Below are 19,633 nucleotides of genomic sequence, written 5' to 3'. Positions count from 1 at the left end.
ATAATGACCACCAGCACGCTCAATCGCCCTGTTCAAGCGATCAACTGGAACCGAATCCAAGATGATAAAGATCTCGAAGTATGGAACCGATTGACCAGTAATTTTTGGCTACCGGAAAAAATCCCACTGTCTAATGACACAGTTTCTTGGAACACTCTGACACCTACCGAGCAAAAGCTCACCATACGCGTTTTTACCGGGCTAACCTTGTTGGATACCATCCAAAATACCGTTGGGGCACCGTGTTTAATGGGAGATGCTCAAACGCCTCACGAAGAAGCGGTTCTCTCCAATATCAGCTTTATGGAAGCTGTCCATGCACGCTCCTACAGCTCTATCTTTTCAACGCTGTGCTCCACAGCCGATGTTGATGAAGCTTACCGTTGGAGTGAAGAAAACAGTGCGCTGCAAAATAAAGCCAAAATTATTTTGTCTTACTACTGCGATGAACATCCACTGAAGAAAAAAGTCGCCAGCGTCTTTTTAGAATCTTTTTTGTTTTACTCGGGCTTTTATTTACCCATGCACTGGTCAAGCCGTGGAAAACTCACCAATACCGCTGATTTAATCCGCCTAATCATCCGCGATGAAGCTATTCATGGTTACTATATTGGTTATAAATTTCAAAAAGCCCTTGTCCATTATTCTGAACAAGAACGCAATGAAATTAAGGATTTCACTTTTTCACTATTGTTTGATTTATATGAAAATGAAATCAAATACACCCAAGAGCTGTATGATGGCGTTGGCTGGAGTGAAGATGTAAAAAGCTTCCTTCACTATAATGCGAATAAAGCCTTGATGAATTTGGGCTATGAGGCACTGTTCCCTGATTCAATAACCCAAGTTAGCCCAGAGATTTTGTCTGCACTTTCGCCTGATGCCAACGAAAACCATGACTTTTTCTCAGGTTCAGGTTCATCCTATGTGATTGGTAAAGCAGTCAGTACTGAAGATGATGATTGGCTTTTTTGAATAACATCAACAAAAATATCTCGCATCAATCTTTTGAAAAAAATAATAAAATCACTTAAATCATTAATACTATAAACGGTCATAGTGGGATAGGCTTAATGCCTACCCACAAGATCATAAAATAACATTCATATCCGAAGCATAATGAGCATGAAAACACCAAAAGCGGAACTGACTGCGGGCTTAACGCTCTTAATGGCCATCGCCACTGGGCTGGTCGTTGCCAGTAACTATTACGCACAACCCCTGTTAGACACCATCGCACTCCAATTCAACCTAACAACCAACATGGCCGGCTTTATTGTGACCGCCGCCCAATTAGGTTATGCCGTTGGGTTACTCTTCCTTGTTCCTCTTGGTGATCTTTTTGAACGCAAAAAATTGATCATCGTGATGACAACATTGTCAGCCAGTGGTTTATTGATCACCGCACTTTCTGACAATATCTGGCAAATTCTTCTCGGTACCGCCCTCACAGGGTTATTCTCCGTTGTCGCCCAAGTTCTTGTTCCTATGGCTGCTTCTATTGCAAAACCTCACCAGCGAGGTAAAGCGGTAGGCACCATTATGAGTGGATTACTTCTTGGTATCTTACTTGCCCGAACTATCTCTGGTGGCGTGGCAATGATAGGCGGTTGGCGAGCAATTTACTGGGTTGCCTTTGGATTAATGATGCTTCTGATCCTAATTTTGGCACTTAAATTACCGCGCTATCACCAAAAAACGGAGCTTAACTATTTTCAACTTATTGGCTCTATCGGACGCCTGTTTTTTACTACACCAGTCTTAGCGACTCGAGCACTACTAGGTGCCCTCACTTTCGCTAACTTTGCACTATTATGGACGGCGATGGCATTCTTATTAGCTAGTCCACCTTTTAATTATTCGGAGGGCACTATCGGGTTATTTGGTCTGGTTGGCGCAGCAGGCGCATTAATGGCAACCCAAGCCGGACGCTTAGTGGATAAAGGTAAAGGCAAATTAGTCACTACCCTTGGGCTAATTCTCTTGTTGCTCTCGTGGATCCCAATCGGTCTGGCAAAATATTCACTCATCGCTTTTATTATCGGTATCTTAGTGCTTGATTTGGCCATTCAAGGCGTTCATGTGACTAACCAAAGCACGCTTTACCGTATTATGCCTGAAGCACGAAATCGCTTAACTGCCGGCTATATGACCAGTTATTTTATTGGTGGAGCACTTGGCTCATTACTTTCAGGTTATGCCTATGAACATGCAGGCTGGATGGGCGTCGCTATTTCAGGTGTTATTATCACTGGCATCAGTTTAATCATTTGGGCAATCGGCTCTCGATTCGATCCAACAATTACCTCTGAACAGTAATACTTCATTCATTTATATCTATAGCAGACATCTATTTGGCTGCTATAGAACTCTATACTCATTTAATATTTCATTTATTCTTCATGTGCACATTATTTAGCCTATTATTATGGCACTGTGATAATAATCATCATATTGAATAGCTAACAATGATAAATAATTGGTTCAAGGTATAATTTACCTAGAAAAAGTTAATAAGTGACACAGTTAAGCAAAAAGTATATCTTTATCAAATGGTATACTTCTTACCCATAAAATATTAATTCGGTATTACTCAATACCCTAGATGTCTTTCTAGGGTATTTACCCCAAAAAACAGAAAGATCCTTCTATCTTGTAATTATTGAGTAATAAAAAAAATGGTATTGAGTTAATGCGATGTGATTATATATTGTTTTATATGATTTTATTTGTCGTATAAAACGCAATTATATTTTCATCTATTTACCTACATGATAGTAGGAAAGCAGTGATTGTTAATTGAACTATACTAAATGCGTTAAAACACATTCATAAAATTTATGAATGATGTATCATTGTCAAAATAAAATGGATGAAATTAATTAAGTATAATTGCTAATTCTATCTTTTAATATACCATTCACATGGTTGATTACAGTTGAAATCTTACCAACTGAAACTAATAAGGTATCCAAATAATGGAAAGTTCATTTACACCGACAGAAGAATTACTTAACGCTCGCGTCGCGCAACAAACTTCACTGGAAAATACTATCCCTTACCAAGAAATTTTATTGACGCGCTTATGCATGCACGTTCATGGAAAATTGTTGGAATCACGTAACAATATGCTAAGAGCTCAGGGCGTCAATGAAACGCTATTTATGGCGCTCATGATCCTTGATACCAAAGATTCTCATAGCATTCAGCCATCTGAACTCAGTGCAGCATTAGGTTCTTCACGGACTAACGCGACACGTATTGCCGATGAATTAGAAAAAAATGGTTGGATTGAGCGTAAAGAAAGCCATAACGACCGTCGTTGCTTACATTTGCACTTAACTGAAAAAGGCTCTGAGTTTCTCAGTGGATTATTACCACCACAACATAAAGCATTGATCGATATCTGGTCTTCATTGGATATTGATGAAAAACAGCTGCTCGACAAGCTGATGCGCAAATTATTAGCAAAACTCGATAGCATAAAAGACTGATAATATTGACCACATATAGTGCATGTTTAATGTTTTTGAGGCATTCTGTGGCTTAAACTGAAAAAAAACTTTTCACTCACATATATTTCATTATCCTTTCAGTTATATATTGCGATATCCCATCGAGCAACGAAGTCATTTGTCGTCTTAGTTTCCAGTAGTTAACACTAACTGCTGGAAACAGCCGTTATTTTTATCCATTGAATATGGGGAACCACCAGTATGAGCGCACGCGAGGATCTGCCTGAAACGCAAACGCCACCGTTAAACAAAAAAAGACAGCGCAGAAATGCCCTAATGTTCCTAACCGTTATTTTTATCGCGATTGGCATCGGTTGGACTGCATACTGGTATCTCGTCTTACGCCATTACGAATCGACAGACAACGCTTACGTTGCTGGAAATCAAGTTCAAATCCAAGCGCAAATATCCGGTAGCGTCATGACAGTCAATGTCGATAATACCGATTTTGTGAAAAGTGGAACGGTACTGGTGGAGTTAGATCCCAGAGATGCCGAACTCGCCCTAGAAAAAGCCAAAACTGAACTTGCTAACAGTGTTCGACAATCCCAACAGCACATTATCAATAGCCGCCAATTTCAAGCAAATATTGATGTTAAACGTTCTGAACTATCCCGCTTACAAAATGATTTAAAACGCCGCGAAGTCTTAGGTAGCAGCAATTTAATCGGTAAAGAAGAGCTCCAACACGCGAGAGAAGCGGTCGTTAGTGCGAAAGGTGCACTTGATGTGGCGATTGAACAGTACAATGCCAATCAAGCTATCGTGCTCAATACGGCTTTAGAAAAACAACCACTTGTCGAACAAGCTGCAACGCAAGTTAGAAATGCGTGGCTTGCCCTGCAACGTACTAAAATTGTTAGTCCAGTAGATGGTTATGTTTCTCGCCGCAGTGTGCAAGTCGGTTCACAAATCACGCCAAATACCCCATTAATGGCAATTGTGCCATCCAGCGGAATGTGGATTGATGCCAACTTTAAAGAGACGCAATTAGCCAGTATGCGTATTGGTCAACCCGCCAAAGTAACTACCGATTTTTACGGCAAGAATGTGGTATTCAACGGCACAGTGATTGGTCTTGATATGGGAACGGGAAGCGCATTCTCGTTATTGCCTGCTCAAAATGCGAGCGGTAACTGGATCAAAGTAGTGCAACGCCTTCCGGTACGAATCGCCCTCGATGAAACCCAACTTGATGAATATCCTCTACGTATTGGGCTCTCAACCGAAGTCGAAGTGGATACAGCCAATAAAGATGGCAAAGTGTTATCCAAAGGCCTGCGAGATACGCCGGCTTATCACACAACCGCTTTAGCGGTTGATATGTCTCCTGCTGACAAAATTGTTGCTGAGATTATTCAAAATAACTCTGGCAAATAAGTAAACGGAGACATTAACGTGACAAGTGCACCGTTAACAGGTTCAAAACTGGCTTGGATGACCATTGCGTTATCTTTGGCGACCTTTATGCAAGTTTTGGATTCGACCATTGCTAACGTCGCTATCCCCACTATTGCGGGTAACTTGGGTGCATCTAACTCACAAGGCACATGGGTGATCACATCGTTTGGGGTAGCGAATGCTATCTCCATTCCGGTCACTGGCTGGTTAGCTCGTCGTATTGGAGAAGTTCGCCTCTTTTTATGGTCTACCGGGCTTTTCGCCCTTACCTCATGGTTGTGTGGGATCTCCAACAGCTTAGAAATGCTGATTTTATTCCGCGTTCTGCAAGGCTTGGTTGCTGGCCCACTCATTCCGTTGTCTCAGAGTCTATTACTCAATAACTATCCACCAGCCAAACGTAGTATGGCACTTGCACTGTGGTCGATGACTATTGTGGTCGCGCCGATTTGTGGGCCTATTCTTGGTGGCTATATTAGTGACAACTACCACTGGGGCTGGATTTTCTTTATCAACGTTCCATTTAGTATCGCGATTATTTTTGCCATTATGCGAACGCTTAAAGGACGTGAAACTCAAATTGCTATCAAGCCGATTGATACCGTGGGGCTCGTCTTACTGGTTGTCGGGATTGGTGCATTGCAGATTATGCTCGACCAAGGGAAAGAGCTCGATTGGTTTAACTCTACGGAGATCATCGTTCTAACCGTTGTCGCCGTTGTCGCGATAGCTTTCTTAATTGTTTGGGAACTGACTGATGATCATCCCGTCATCGACCTTTCCCTCTTTAAAGAGCGTAATTTTACCATCGGTTGTTTGGCGCTTAGTCTGGCATATATGCTCTATTTCGGTACTATCGTTCTGTTGCCTCAGTTACTGCAAGAAGTGTACGGTTATACGGCAACGTGGGCGGGTTTGGCCTCGGCGCCAGTGGGCCTATTGCCGCTGCTGATCACGCCGATTATTGGTCGCTTTGGTAACCGCATCGATATGCGTTATTTAGTCACCTTCAGCTTTATTATGTATGCCGTGTGCTATTACTGGAGAGCTTACACCTTCGAACCAGGTATGGGATTTGCCGCGGCAGCATGGCCTCAGTTCGTTCAAGGTTTAGCGATAGCCTGCTTCTTTATGCCACTAACAACCATTACATTATCGGGTTTACCTCCGGAAAGAATGGCATCAGCATCTAGCTTATCTAACTTTACGCGAACCTTAGCGGGTGCAATTGGTACTTCCATCACCACCACGTTGTGGACACAACGTGAAGCAATGCACCATGAAAATCTGACAGAGTTTGTTAACCCATACAATCCCAATGCCCAACATATGTACAGTGAGTTGGCGCAAATAGGCATGAATGAGCAGCAAAGTGCCGCGTATATTGCGCGCTCAATTACTGAGCAAGGGTTAATTATTTCTGCTAATGAAATTTTCTGGATGTCCGCAGGCGTGTTTATTCTGTTGATGGTGATTGTCTGGTTTGCCAAACCCCCATTCGGAGCCGGTTCAAAAGATGGTGGTGGAGCTCACTAACCGACATATACTTCAGACGAAAAAAAACCATACACAATTTTGCGTATGGTTTTTTAGGCTAGCTCAAGTCAGTAAATCATTACTTAACTTTATTTTGTGACCACCACTGAGAAAGCATAATCCCTGTTGCGACAGAGACGTTCAGGCTTTCAACTTTACCTGTTCCGCCAATGTACAGGCTCATATCACCCTGATCCCATGTGCTGTCACTTAAACCATCACTCTCTTGACCTAACACCAACACCATTTTCTTCGGTAATTGAACCTTAGCAATGTCCTGACTACCTTTATGGCTTGATGTCGTGACGATGGTATAGCCTGCTTCACGGAATTTATTCAGTGTTGGCGTGAAACCATCTGCATCAATGGCTTTAATATGCTCAGCGCCACCTTCTGCGGTACGAATTGCCGCACCGGATTCCAGCATTCCTGCATCTTGTAAAATCACACCTTTCACACCAAAGTGAGCGCAGCTACGCATGATCCCACCAAGGTTATGCGGATTACCAACATCTTCTAACGCTAAAACACAATCGGTATCGACCGCATTTTCTAAATAGGTTTCTGCTGCCATACCACCGCGTTTTTTGATGATAAAGCACACGCCGCCGTGGTGCTCAGTACCAGACGCTTTTGTTAACTCTTCTTCATCAACAACATGGTACGCCTTACGGTTTGCTGCCATCCATTTTAATGCATCACGAAAACGTGGAGTGACTGACTGCAAGAACCACGCACGGACAATACCATCTGGACGGTTTTTAAACATCGCTTGGCAGGCATTTTCGCCGTAAATACGGGTTTCTTCTTGGCGTTGTTTACGCAGTTGCTCAGGATCAATTTGGCTTTTTCCTGAAATACCACCATGATCGTTTTCTAATTCATCACTGCCCGGTTTTGAAACGGTGCGCCACGGAGATTGCTCGCCACGTGGTGCGCTATCGCGACTACTTGAGCGTCTATCGTTGTCAGAACGGCGTTCTGAACGACCACCCTCTGGACGACCAGAGCGGCCTGAACGTTCGTTACGATCATTACGGTCGTTGCGATCATTACGTCCACCTGAACGTTTATCACCGCGTCTATCGTCGCGCTTATCATCACGACCGCCACGGCGTTTATCATTACCTTTATTGTTGTCCTGCTCTTCGCTACGGACATACATCACTTTTACTTTGCCGTTTTTACCACTAAAATCATTCGTGTCGTTCATCGCTATCCCCTACTAAGCTATGGCGCGAAGATTACATGAAGTTGCAAAGCTACGCTACCGATCCGCGCTATTATCTCACCGAAAAGTTATTGAATATACTTCTATCGTAGACAAATCGTTTTGCGTACAATATGCCCCTTATTTTTGTCGCAACGAAAAGTGCCCTATCAACCATGAGTCAGAACGCTGTCTATCATCTGCGTCAGCAACGCTTAGCCCTTTCTACAAAACCTTTTAAAGCAAGAGGTTGTCGGGTAAAACGCTGCCAATATTGTCTGCTTCCCGTTCCTCAATGTCTCTGTGAAGAAACGGTTTCAGCGCAAGCAAAAAGCCAATTTTGCTTGATTATGTTTGATGGTGAAGTTTTTAAGCCCAGCAATACCGGAAAGCTGATTGCTGATGTGCTTCCTGATACTCAGGCATATCAGTGGTCAAGAACAGATCCTGACAACCAGCTATTAGCTGCACTGCAAGATAAAACTAGACAACCTTATCTAATTTTCCCAGAAAGCTATGCGCAAACGGATCGCGTTGTCGTCAATGCTCCAACGCTTTCTGACAAACCTGCATTATTTATTTTGTTAGATGGCACTTGGCCAGAAGCGCGTAAAATGTTCCGCAAGAGCCCTTATTTGGATCAAATTCCAATGTTGTCTATCAATACGAAAGCGAGAACAGATTACTTACTGCGTATCCCATCGCGTGAAGAGCAGCATTGTACCGCTGAAGTGGCAGCTACTGTGCTAGAGCAAGCTGGCGATACTGATGCATCCCAAGCGTTATTTACGCATTTCAATCTGTTTCGCCGTAAATACTTAGAGGGAAAACCACATCATCCTACCGCTCAAATGCTCTTGTCTCAGCCCCAAGAATAACTCTTTATAGGCATTTTTTTACGTTATTTATATGCCTCGCTTTCCAGCAATTTCTATTTTGAAAATCACCTTCACAGCAAAACGTGAGGGTGCTTGTAATATTCAATAAAATACCCCCGATAAACTGGCGCTTCCCCCAATATACGGCACAATATACGACATAGTATTCCAGCATCGTATAGTATTACGGCAACATATAGTATTACGGCAACGTATAGCGTTGCTTACGAACTCAAAATCAGTTGAGCGGGTTTTCGCTCACCACAAAAAGGTTTACCGCCATGGGGTTAGTGAGTCAGCTAGAGTCATTGTTTAGACCAAAATCTATCGTTGTCGTGGGCGCTTCAGAAGATCCTAGCCGAGCAGGCTCAGTGATGATGAAAAATTTACTCAGCAGTGGTTTCAAAGGCCCTATTCTGCCCGTTAACCCGAACAGGAGCTCCATTCTTGGCGTCCTTGCTTATCCCTCAATTGACAAACTCCCACTCAAGCCTGATCTTGCAGTGATCTGCACTCACTACTCTCGTAATGTTGAATGTCTCCGGCAACTTGGGGAAGCAGGCTGTAATGTCGTCATTATCTTATCGTCCCCTTCTATTCAATTTAATGAACTGAAAAAGGTGGCTCAGCAATATCAAATTCGTTTATTGGGTCCGAACAGTTTAGGATTCTTTGCTCCGTGGCAAGGGCTAAATGCTAGCTTTTCCCCAATCCCCATTTTGAAAGGCAAACTGGCATTTATTTCACAATCTGCCGCAGTTTCAAATACAGTCTTAGATTGGGCGCGCCATCGTGATATCGGTTTTTCCTATTTTATTGCCCTTGGCGATAGCATTGATATCGATATTGATGACCTACTGGACTATCTTGCTCGAGACAGTAAAACCAGTGCCATCTTGCTTTATTTAGAAAATATTAGTGATGCAAGACGCTTCTTATCATCTTCCCGTAGTGCATCGCGTAACAAACCGATCCTCGTTATCAAGAGCGGACGAACACGCAAAGCTCAAGAGCTTCTTGGTGAAAAACCGAGTTTAGATGCCGCTTATGATGCAGCGATTCAACGGGCAGGTTTACTGCGAGTCCAGGATACTCACGAAATGTTCTCTGCGGTAGAAACACTAAGTTATATGACTCCGCTACGAGGAGAACGTTTATCGATTATGAGCAATGGCTCTGCACCTGCCGCAATGGCGCTCGATGAGTTACTGCTACGTAATGGCAAGCTAGCAAAACTCAGTGTAGAAACTGAAAACGAACTGAGCTCCCTATTGCCATTAGATTTATCTACCCAAAACCCGATTGACCTCGGCGACGATGCTACCGTGGATAGATATCTCAACGTATTAAACAAAATGCTCGATAGCCACGATCATGATGCGTTACTTTTGATCCACACACCAAGCGCCATTACACAGAGTAAGTCCATGGCAGAAAAAGTGATCAAAACCATTAAGCAGCATCCTCGAGGTAAATGGTTAACCATCCTCACAAACTGGTGCGGGGAATATTCATCTCAAGAAGCGAGAAGGCTCTTCAGCGAAGCTGGGATCCCAACTTACCGAACACCTGAAGGTGCCATCACCGCCTATATGCATATGGTGGAATATCGCCGTAACCAAAAACAATTAAAAGAAACCCCGGCGCTTCCTGTCGGAATAACTGCAAATACTCAACAAGCGCATACCTGTATCATGCAAGCCATTGAAAATAACAAGCTGCATCTAGATACCCATGAAGTTCAACCAATCTTAAAAGCTTATGGCTTAAGCAGCTTACCAACATGGATTGCTCATTCCAGCGAACAGGCCGTTGAAATTGCAGAAAAAATTGGCTATCCCGTTGCACTAAAATTACGTTCTCCTGATATTGTTCATAAATCAGAAGTTCAGGGCGTTATGCTCTATTTAAGAAATGCCAAAGAAGTTGCAGAAGCCGCCAATGCCATCATTGAGCGGGTCTCGACCAACTACCCACAAGCACGGATTGAAGGCTTATTAGTACAAAGCATGGCGAATCGCGCAGGCGCTCAGGAGCTACGAATTGCTGTTGAGCTTGATCCTGTTTTTGGTTTATTGATCATGCTTGGCGAAGGTGGCGTAGAGTGGCAGCAAGAGAGCCAGGCAGCTGTAGCCCTTCCCCCACTTAACTTAGCGCTAGCACGTTACTTGGTCATTAATGCAATCAAAGGACATAAAATTAAAGCCCGTAGTGCTCTAGAACCATTAGATATTCCGGGGCTAGCCAGCTTATTAGTTCGTGTCTCTAACTTAATCATTGATTGTCCTAACATCAATCGATTAGATATACATCCACTACTTGCCGCTGGTGATGAATTTACATTACTTGATGTTTCAATGACATTGAACCCAGCGAATGACAATTCAAATACTCGGCTTGCCATTCGTCCTTACCCTAATGAACTCGAAGAGACCATTAACCTAAAAGATGACCTAACTTGCTTGTTAAGGCCCATTCTTCCTGAAGATGAACCACTTTTAAAATCCTTTATTGAACAAGTCACTAAAGAAGATCTTTATTACCGTTATTTCAGTGAAATCAGTGAATTCACTCATGATGATCTCGCGAATATGACGCAAATCGATTACGACCGAGAAATGGCGTTTGTCGCTATTAAAAATAGTGATACACAACCTGAAATTATTGGTGTAACTCGTGCAATGGCGGATCCTGATAACCAGGAAGCTGAGTTTGCCGTTCTAGTTCGCTCAGATATGAAAGGACAGACTCTCGGCTATCAATTAATGCAAAAGCTGCTCAACTACACACGTGGGCATGGCATTAAAAAACTGACAGCGATCACCATGCCGGAAAACCGTAATATGATCAGCTTGGCAAAAAAATTAGGGTTCCAAATTGATGTTCAATTCGAGGATGGTGTCGTAAATCTCACCCTGCATCTATAATTAGCGTTAGGAATAAACCGTAATCTGTATAGTAAATAAACCAATGGTCAATTTATTCCTAATGAATGGTGTAAATATGATATCATCGACAGATCATTCGCTTAAATATTTGTATAAAGCGATTTGCTATTAGACTAACAAGAGAAAATTCACACTGTGATGTTGTCAAAATTAAAACAAGCAAAACATCAACAACACTTGGCAAACATGCCTAAATTGTCTCAGTCGGTTGATGATGTTAAAACGCTCTATAAGACGGAAAATTTTCGTGGTGCTCTGCTTGAACAGATCTCGCAAGCTAAAAATACAGTCTACATTACGGCTCTGTATTTAGAAAAAGATGATGCGGGTAAAGACATCCTTCATGCTCTGTATGCCGCTAAACAAGCAAATCCTAATCTAGATATTAAAATTCTAGTTGATTGGCACCGAGCTCAGCGCGGCCGAATTGGCGCAGCTGCTAATCTGACGAATGCTGATTGGTATTATGAAGTTTCTCAGCAATACCCTGATGTTGAGATCCCTGTTTTCGGGATCCCCGTAAACACGCGTGAAGCATTAGGGGTACTGCATTTAAAAGGTTTCTTATTTGATGATACGCTCCTATATAGCGGGGCTAGCATCAATGATGTCTATCTGCATCGTCATGAAAAATACCGCTACGATAGATATCATCTCATCAAAAATAGCCAGCTCACGACGACGATGAAAAAATTCATTGATGATTCTCTTTTATCATCGGATGCTATTCATCTACTCAATACGCCTGATAGGCCAAAAACAGCGGAATTTAAAGGGTTAATTAAGCAATTTCGTTTGTCATTAAGAGGCGTTAATTACCAATTTGCGGGTAATGCTTCTAATGATGAACTCGCCGTTACTCCATTTGTTGGCCTAGGTAAAAAAAACGAGTTAAATCGTACTATCACCCATTTGATGAGTTCAACAACTGAAAAGCTCACTATCTGTACGCCATATTTTAATTTACCTGCTGTTTTGGTTAGAATTATCAGTAAGTTACTGCGTGATGGAAAAAAAGTTGAAATCATTATTGGCGATAAAACCGCTAACGACTTCTATATTCCACCTGAAGAACCTTTTAAAATTATTGGCGCTTTACCCTATCTCTATGAAATAAACTTACGTAAGTTTGTTAGCCGTTTGCAGCGCTTTATTGATAGTGAACAGCTGACAGTTCGTTTATGGAAAGATGGTGACAACACTTATCACCTGAAAGGAATGTGGGTTGATAATCAATGGCAGCTGATTACAGGTAATAACCTGAATCCACGAGCTTGGGGATTAGACTTGGAAAATGCGGTATTGATCCACGATCCAAAACAGCAACTCCAAGAACAACGCCAACACGAACTCGATTGTATTCGAGTCCATACCAAAGTTGTTCATCACTATCGCGAGCTGGATAGCATTCAAACCTACCCTGTTAAAGTAAAAAAACTGATCCGTCGATTGCGACGTATCCGAGTTGATCGTCTCATTAGTCGAATACTTTAATCATTGACTCTCTAAAGCGCCGCTCATGTGGCGCTTTTTATTATCTAACGAACTCTAACTTATCAGTTGCTGTAGAGGCTCAAGATACATGCCAAATTTCTCTTATACAACATTAGCTTTAAGTTGCTCGTTAATAGTCATGACAGGCTGTTCAGGCTTCCATTGGTCAAATGATAATTGGCAGGGAAAAGATAAGGCTCAGCACTTTGCTTTTTCTGCTGCAATGGCTGCCGCTGGTAATGCGTATGCGGATAAACAGAACATGCAACATCGGCAAGCAGCACAATTCGGTATGTTGTTTTCTATTTCGCTAGGTGCTGCGAAAGAACTTTATGATAGCCGACCTGCAGGTACTGGCTGGAGTTGGCATGATTTTGCTTATGATGTAGCGGGTGCAGTGGCAGGTTATACTCTATATCAAAACTTTAAATAGAACTTGCTAGCTCATAATAAACAAAAAAAATCTTGAAGGATCGCTATAGCAGAGTGAACTTTGTAACGATAGGGAGAAAATATAGTTCGAAATTACTTTGTCGCAAAAAACAAAAACCCCATGATTTTCATCACGGGGCTTGCTATAAGTGGCGGAACGGACGGGACTCGAACCCGCGACCCCCTGCGTGACAGGCAGGTATTCTAACCAACTGAACTACCGCTCCACTTATTCTTTTTTGCCTTTCGGCAACTTATCGCTTCGCAATAAGTTTTAAATTAATGTCTGGCAGTTCCCTACTCTCACATGGGGAGACCCCACACTACCATCGGCGCTACGGCGTTTCACTTCTGAGTTCGGCATGGGGTCAGGTGGGACCACCGCGCTATTGCCGCCAGACAAATTCTGTTTATTCCCGTTTAGTCTCTAATCCACTAAACCAGAATATCAATCCTGAACAAGCTGTCGTGTCCACCTCTCGGCGTCCCACTTCATTGAATCAACTTTAATCTCTCATCTCGAAAACACCTTCGGTGTTGTCAGGTTAAGCCTCACGGTTCATTAGTATTGGTTAGCTCAACGTATCGCTACGCTTACACACCCAACCTATCAACGTCTTAGTCTTAAACGTTCCTTTAGGACCCTTAAAGAGTCAGGGAAGACTCATCTCAAGGCAAGTTTCCCGCTTAGATGCTTTCAGCGGTTATCTCTTCCGCACTTAGCTACCGGGCAATGCCATTGGCATGACAACCCGAACACCAGTGGTGCGTCCACTCCGGTCCTCTCGTACTAGGAGCAGCCCCTTTCAATCTTCCAACGCCCACGGCAGATAGGGACCGAACTGTCTCACGACGTTCTAAACCCAGCTCGCGTACCACTTTAAACGGCGAACAGCCGTACCCTTGGGACCTACTTCAGCCCCAGGATGTGATGAGCCGACATCGAGGTGCCAAACACCGCCGTCGATATGAACTCTTGGGCGGTATCAGCCTGTTATCCCCGGAGTACCTTTTATCCGTTGAGCGATGGCCCTTCCATACAGAACCACCGGATCACTAAGACCTACTTTCGTACCTGCTCGAGCCGTCACTCTCGCAGTCAAGCTGGCTTATGCCTTTGCACTAACCGCATGATGTCCGACCATGCTTAGCCAACCTTCGTGCTCCTCCGTTACTCTTTGGGAGGAGACCGCCCCAGTCAAACTACCCACCAGACACTGTCCGCACCCCAGATAATGGGGCTACGTTAGAACATCAAACATTAAAGGGTGGTATTTCAAGGTTGGCTCCACGCAGACTGGCGTCCACGCTTCAAAGCCTCCCACCTATCCTACACATCAAGGCTCAATGTTCAGTGTCAAGCTATAGTAAAGGTTCACGGGGTCTTTCCGTCTTGCCGCGGGTACACTGCATCTTCACAGCGAGTTCAATTTCACTGAGTCTCGGGTGGAGACAGCCTGGCCATCATTACGCCATTCGTGCAGGTCGGAACTTACCCGACAAGGAATTTCGCTACCTTAGGACCGTTATAGTTACGGCCGCCGTTTACTGGGGCTTCGATCAAGAGCTTCTCCTTACGGATAACCCCATCAATTAACCTTCCAGCACCGGGCAGGCGTCACACCGTATACGTCCACTTTCGTGTTTGCACAGTGCTGTGTTTTTAATAAACAGTTGCAGCCAGCTGGTATCTGCGACTGGCTTCAGCTCCATGAGTAAATCACTTCACCTAATGCCAGCGTGCCTTCTCCCGAAGTTACGGCACCATTTTGCCTAGTTCCTTCACCCGAGTTCTCTCAAGCGCCTGAGTATTCTCTACCTGACCACCTGTGTCGGTTTGGGGTACGATTAATGATAATCTAGAGCTTAGAGGCTTTTCCTGGAAGCGGGGTATGAGCTACTTCGCCACCGTAGTGACTCGTCATCAGACCTCAGCATATAGTGAACCGGATTTGCCTAATTCACCTGCCTACATCCTTAAACCGGGACAACCGTCGCCCGGCCAGCCTAACCTTCTCCGTCCCCCCATCGCAATTATCACCAGTACGGGAATATTAACCCGTTTCCCATCGACTACGCATTTCTGCCTCGCCTTAGGGGTCGACTCACCCTGCCCCGATTAACGTTGGACAGGAACCCTTGGTCTTCCGGCGTGCGGGTTTTTCACCCGCATTATCGTTACTTATGTCAGCATTCGCACTTCTGATACCTCCAGCATGCCTCACAGCACACCTTCACAGGCTTACAGAACGCTCCCCTACCCAACAATATTTACATATCGCTGCCGCAGCTTCGGTGCATAGTTTAGCCCCGTTACATCTTCCGCGCAGGCCGACTCGACCAGTGAGCTATTACGCTTTCTTTAAATGATGGCTGCTTCTAAGCCAACATCCTGGCTGTCTGAGCCTTCCCACTTCGTTTCCCACTTAACTATGACTTTGGGACCTTAGCTGGCGGTCTGGGTTGTTTCCCTCTTCACGACGAACGTTAGCACCCGCCGTGTGTCTCCCGTGATAACATTCTTCGGTATTCGTAGTTTGCATCGAGTTGGTAAGTCGGGATGACCCCCTAGTCGAAACAGTGCTCTACCCCCGAAGATGAGTTCACGAGGCGCTACCTAAATAGCTTTCGGGGAGAACCAGCTATCTCCCGGTTTGATTGGCCTTTCACCCCCAGCCACAAGTCATCCGCTAATTTTTCAACATTAGTCGGTTCGGTCCTCCAGTTAGTGTTACCCAACCTTCAACCTGCCCATGGCTAGATCACCGGGTTTCGGGTCTATACCCTGCAACTCATTCGCCCAGTTAAGACTCGGTTTCCCTACGGCTCCCCTATACGGTTAACCTTGCTACAGAATATAAGTCGCTGACCCATTATACAAAAGGTACGCAGTCACACCACAAGGGTGCTCCCACTGCTTGTACGTACACGGTTTCAGGTTCTATTTCACTCCCCTCGCCGGGGTTCTTTTCGCCTTTCCCTCACGGTACTGGTTCACTATCGGTCAATCAGGAGTATTTAGCCTTGGAGGATGGTCCCCCCATATTCAGACAGGATAACACGTGTCCCGCCCTACTCGTCGAGTTCACAACACTAACACCTTCGGATACGGGGCTATCACCCTTTACTGCCGGCCTTTCCAGACCGTTCTCCTGATGCTAATGCTGATTAAGACTCTGGGCTGCTCCCCGTTCGCTCGCCGCTACTAGGGGAATCTCGGTTGATTTCTTTTCCTCGAGGTACTGAGATGTTTCAGTTCCCTCGGTTCGCCTCGTTTGACTATGTATTCATCAAACGATAGTGCAACGAATTGCACTGGGTTTCCCCATTCGGAAATCGTCGGTTATAACGGTTCATATCACCTTACCGACGCTTATCGCAGATTAGCACGTCCTTCATCGCCTCTGATTGCCTAGGCATCCACCGTGTACGCTTAGTCGCTTAACCTCACAACCCGAAGGTGTCTTTTCATCAGACGACACGAAACGTCATGGCTGTGCGTGGTGAAGTTCTTCGTTGGGCAGGGTTCGCAATGCTCACGTACTCATGTACGCTGCGCTTGCTGCACGCTGTCCGCCTTGAATTTCACACTGCTCGCTCATGCCACTTGCTTGTGTGTTTGAAAAACACGTTCAAGTTGAGATTTTTGAGAGACTCTCACATTGTTTAAGCGATAAACAATGTGCGTTGTTTTCAATTTTCAGCTTGTTCCAGATTGTTAAAGAGCATAATTATTCGCAATAGACTATTTCTAATCTATTCTGAATAATCAGAAAGTTTATGGTGGAGCTAAGCGGGATCGAACCGCTGACCTCCTGCGTGCAAGGCAGGCGCTCTCCCAGCTGAGCTATAGCCCCATAAAGGTAATTCCAGTATCGATTCTCTCACTAAGAAAGAATTTTGAGTTAAATCGAATTTAGGCAAGGCATAACTTGGCGACGTTTACGTCAGGTAAACGAGCTGAGTTATAACGAAGCATCAATTCGATTTTGGTAGGCCTGAGTGGACTTGAACCACCGACCTCACCCTTATCAGGGGTGCGCTCTAACCACCTGAGCTACAAGCCTATCGATACCGTTACTCTATTTCATCAGACAATCTGTGTGAGCACTTCACAAGTACACTTCAATGGTAAGGAGGTGATCCAACCGCAGGTTCCCCTACGGTTACCTTGTTACGACTTCACCCCAGTCATGAATCACAAAGTGGTAAGCGCCCTCCCGAAGGTTAAGCTACCTACTTCTTTTGCAACCCACTCCCATGGTGTGACGGGCGGTGTGTACAAGGCCCGGGAACGTATTCACCGTAGCATTCTGATCTACGATTACTAGCGATTCCGACTTCATGGAGTCGAGTTGCAGACTCCAATCCGGACTACGACGTACTTTATGAGTTCCGCTTGCTCTCGCGAGGTCGCTTCTCTTTGTATACGCCATTGTAGCACGTGTGTAGCCCTACTCGTAAGGGCCATGATGACTTGACGTCATCCCCACCTTCCTCCGGTTTATCACCGGCAGTCTCCTTTGAGTTCCCACCATCACGTGCTGGCAACAAAGGATAAGGGTTGCGCTCGTTGCGGGACTTAACCCAACATTTCACAACACGAGCTGACGACAGCCATGCAGCACCTGTCTCAGAGTTCCCGAAGGCACTAAAGCATCTCTGCTAAATTCTCTGGATGTCAAGAGTAGGTAAGGTTCTTCGCGTTGCATCGAATTAAACCACATGCTCCACCGCTTGTGCGGGCCCCCGTCAATTCATTTGAGTTTTAACCTTGCGGCCGTACTCCCCAGGCGGTCGATTTAACGCGTTAGCTCCGGAAGCCACTCCTCAAGGGAACAACCTCCAAATCGACATCGTTTACAGCGTGGACTACCAGGGTATCTAATCCTGTTTGCTCCCCACGCTTTCGCACCTGAGCGTCAGTCTTTGTCCAGGGGGCCGCCTTCGCCACCGGTATTCCTCCACATCTCTACGCATTTCACCGCTACACATGGAATTCTACCCCCCTCTACAAGACTCTAGCTGACCAGTCTTAGATGCCATTCCCAGGTTAAGCCCGGGGATTTCACATCTAACTTAATCAACCGCCTGCGTGCGCTTTACGCCCAGTAATTCCGATTAACGCTTGCACCCTCCGTATTACCGCGGCTGCTGGCACGGAGTTAGCCGGTGCTTCTTCTGTTGGTAACGTCAATCGTTGATGATATTAGCATCAACGCCTTCCTCCCAACTGAAAGTACTTTACAACCCTAAGGCCTTCTTCATACACGCGGCATGGCTGCATCAGGCTTGCGCCCATTGTGCAATATTCCCCACTGCTGCCTCCCGTAGGAGTCTGGGCCGTGTCTCAGTCCCAGTGTGGCTGATCATCCTCTCAGACCAGCTAGGGATCGTCGCCTTGGTGAGCCATTACCTCACCAACTAGCTAATCCCATATGGGTTCATCCGATAGCGCAAGGACCGAAGTTCCCCTGCTTTGCTCCTAAGAGATTATGCGGTATTAGCTACCGTTTCCAGTAGTTATCCCCCTCTATCGGGCAGATCCCCATACATTACTCACCCGTCCGCCGCTCGTCAGCGAGAAGCAAGCTTCCCCTGTTACCGCTCGACTTGCATGTGTTAGGCCTGCCGCCAGCGTTCAATCTGAGCCATGATCAAACTCTTCAATTAAAAAGCTTGATGCTCAAAGAATGTTACTGTCGTTTGATTTCCGAAGAAACCAAATTACCTATTAGTTCATATATATGAATTAACGTGTTAGTCACTCTTCAAGACTTAAAATCAAATATTTTTTTGATAGTGTCCTGTGAGTGCCCACACAGATTGTCTGATAAATTGTTAAAGAGCGGTGCGACATTTCTTAAGAAATTCGACTCAGTTTTTATCAACTTAGGTCGTTGTCGCGAGGTGGCGTATATTACGCTTTCCTCAGTGAGAGTCAAGCATTTTTTTGCTTAATCTTTTCAGATTCTCTCGCTGCCGGTTCAGTGTCCATCGCGCTTTGCGTTGGCTTGTTCCCGGTCAGTGGATGCGCATTATAGGGAGTCGCAGAAATCCTGCAAGTGTTTTTTGAAAAATAATTTCCAACTGATTACCCTTTATACTTCACGTGTATTTTTTCAACAAAAAACGCCATTTTTGTATTCATTTTGCCATTATAGTCATGAAAAAGGCGACCTTAGGGTCGCCTTTTAACTTACTTTTCGATAATAACCG

Annotated in this window: 10 protein-coding genes, 3 tRNA genes and 3 rRNA genes; 9 read left to right on the top strand and 7 right to left on the bottom strand. The window is 44.7% G+C overall.

What is annotated here, in order from left to right:
* Positions 1-3: 3 nt before the first annotated feature.
* The 5 genes from nrdF to emrB all read left to right on the top strand — a co-directional run bounded on the left by nrdF (position 4) and on the right by emrB (position 6,452).
* Positions 4-975 (top strand): class 1b ribonucleoside-diphosphate reductase subunit beta, encoded by a 972-nt coding sequence (gene nrdF, locus QS795_RS04315; protein WP_318626939.1) that lies wholly within the window; start codon positions 4-6, stop codon positions 973-975.
* A gap of 144 nt (positions 976-1,119) precedes the next feature.
* Positions 1,120-2,319, top strand: coding sequence for an MFS transporter (locus QS795_RS04310; protein ID WP_286270085.1), 1,200 nt, complete (start codon positions 1,120-1,122; stop codon positions 2,317-2,319).
* A 659-nt stretch (positions 2,320-2,978) separates the two neighbouring features.
* Entirely contained in the window at positions 2,979-3,494 is a 516-nt protein-coding gene (gene mprA, locus QS795_RS04305) for a transcriptional repressor MprA (protein ID WP_154604602.1), read from the top strand.
* A gap of 222 nt (positions 3,495-3,716) precedes the next feature.
* The gene (gene emrA, locus QS795_RS04300; RefSeq protein ID WP_154604601.1) at positions 3,717-4,895 is read left to right on the top strand and encodes a multidrug efflux MFS transporter periplasmic adaptor subunit EmrA; all 1,179 of its coding nucleotides are present in this window, start codon (positions 3,717-3,719) and stop codon (positions 4,893-4,895) included.
* A 57-nt stretch (positions 4,896-4,952) separates the two neighbouring features.
* Entirely contained in the window at positions 4,953-6,452 is a 1,500-nt protein-coding gene (gene emrB, locus QS795_RS04295) for a multidrug efflux MFS transporter permease subunit EmrB (protein ID WP_418055374.1), read from the top strand.
* Positions 6,453-6,531: 79 nt separating this feature from the next.
* On the opposite strand, the gene QS795_RS04290 is transcribed toward emrB, so the two are convergent.
* Positions 6,532-7,665 (bottom strand): tRNA/rRNA methyltransferase, encoded by a 1,134-nt coding sequence (locus tag QS795_RS04290; RefSeq protein WP_154604600.1) that lies wholly within the window; start codon positions 7,663-7,665, stop codon positions 6,532-6,534.
* 173 nt (positions 7,666-7,838) lie between these two features.
* Between QS795_RS04290 and QS795_RS04285 the strand changes: the two genes are divergently transcribed.
* The 4 genes from QS795_RS04285 to QS795_RS04270 all read left to right on the top strand — a co-directional run bounded on the left by QS795_RS04285 (position 7,839) and on the right by QS795_RS04270 (position 13,415).
* Positions 7,839-8,540 carry a tRNA-uridine aminocarboxypropyltransferase gene (locus tag QS795_RS04285; RefSeq protein ID WP_154604599.1) on the top strand — a complete coding sequence of 234 codons (702 nt, stop codon included), beginning with the start codon at positions 7,839-7,841 and terminating at the stop codon, positions 8,538-8,540.
* A 281-nt stretch (positions 8,541-8,821) separates the two neighbouring features.
* Complete coding sequence (locus QS795_RS04280; protein ID WP_286270082.1) at positions 8,822-11,467, top strand: bifunctional acetate--CoA ligase family protein/GNAT family N-acetyltransferase; 2,646 nt, start codon at positions 8,822-8,824, stop codon at positions 11,465-11,467.
* Between the two features lie 159 nt (positions 11,468-11,626).
* Positions 11,627-12,982 carry a CDP-diacylglycerol--serine O-phosphatidyltransferase gene (pssA, locus tag QS795_RS04275; RefSeq protein ID WP_286270081.1) on the top strand — a complete coding sequence of 452 codons (1,356 nt, stop codon included), beginning with the start codon at positions 11,627-11,629 and terminating at the stop codon, positions 12,980-12,982.
* 88 nt (positions 12,983-13,070) lie between these two features.
* Positions 13,071-13,415 (top strand): YfiM family lipoprotein, encoded by a 345-nt coding sequence (locus tag QS795_RS04270; RefSeq protein WP_154604596.1) that lies wholly within the window; start codon positions 13,071-13,073, stop codon positions 13,413-13,415.
* A 149-nt stretch (positions 13,416-13,564) separates the two neighbouring features.
* Here the strand turns inward: QS795_RS04270 and QS795_RS04265 are convergent.
* The 6 genes from QS795_RS04265 to QS795_RS04240 all read right to left on the bottom strand — a co-directional run bounded on the left by QS795_RS04265 (position 13,565) and on the right by QS795_RS04240 (position 19,087).
* Positions 13,565-13,641, bottom strand: a tRNA-Asp gene (locus tag QS795_RS04265).
* A 57-nt stretch (positions 13,642-13,698) separates the two neighbouring features.
* Positions 13,699-13,814 (bottom strand): 5S ribosomal RNA (rrf, locus tag QS795_RS04260).
* A gap of 141 nt (positions 13,815-13,955) precedes the next feature.
* Positions 13,956-16,861, bottom strand: a 23S ribosomal RNA gene (locus tag QS795_RS04255).
* A 334-nt stretch (positions 16,862-17,195) separates the two neighbouring features.
* A tRNA-Ala gene (locus tag QS795_RS04250) sits at positions 17,196-17,271 on the bottom strand.
* 133 nt (positions 17,272-17,404) lie between these two features.
* Positions 17,405-17,481, bottom strand: a tRNA-Ile gene (locus QS795_RS04245).
* A 65-nt stretch (positions 17,482-17,546) separates the two neighbouring features.
* A 16S ribosomal RNA gene (locus tag QS795_RS04240) occupies positions 17,547-19,087 on the bottom strand.
* The 16S, 23S and 5S rRNA genes sit together here with 3 tRNA genes alongside, the layout of an rRNA operon.
* Positions 19,088-19,633: the final 546 nt, after the last annotated feature.

The organism is Providencia zhijiangensis (assembly GCF_030315915.2).
In the GTDB taxonomy this organism is placed as follows: Bacteria; Pseudomonadota; Gammaproteobacteria; order Enterobacterales; family Enterobacteriaceae; genus Providencia; species Providencia zhijiangensis.
This window is presented reverse-complemented; position numbering and strand designations above follow the sequence as displayed.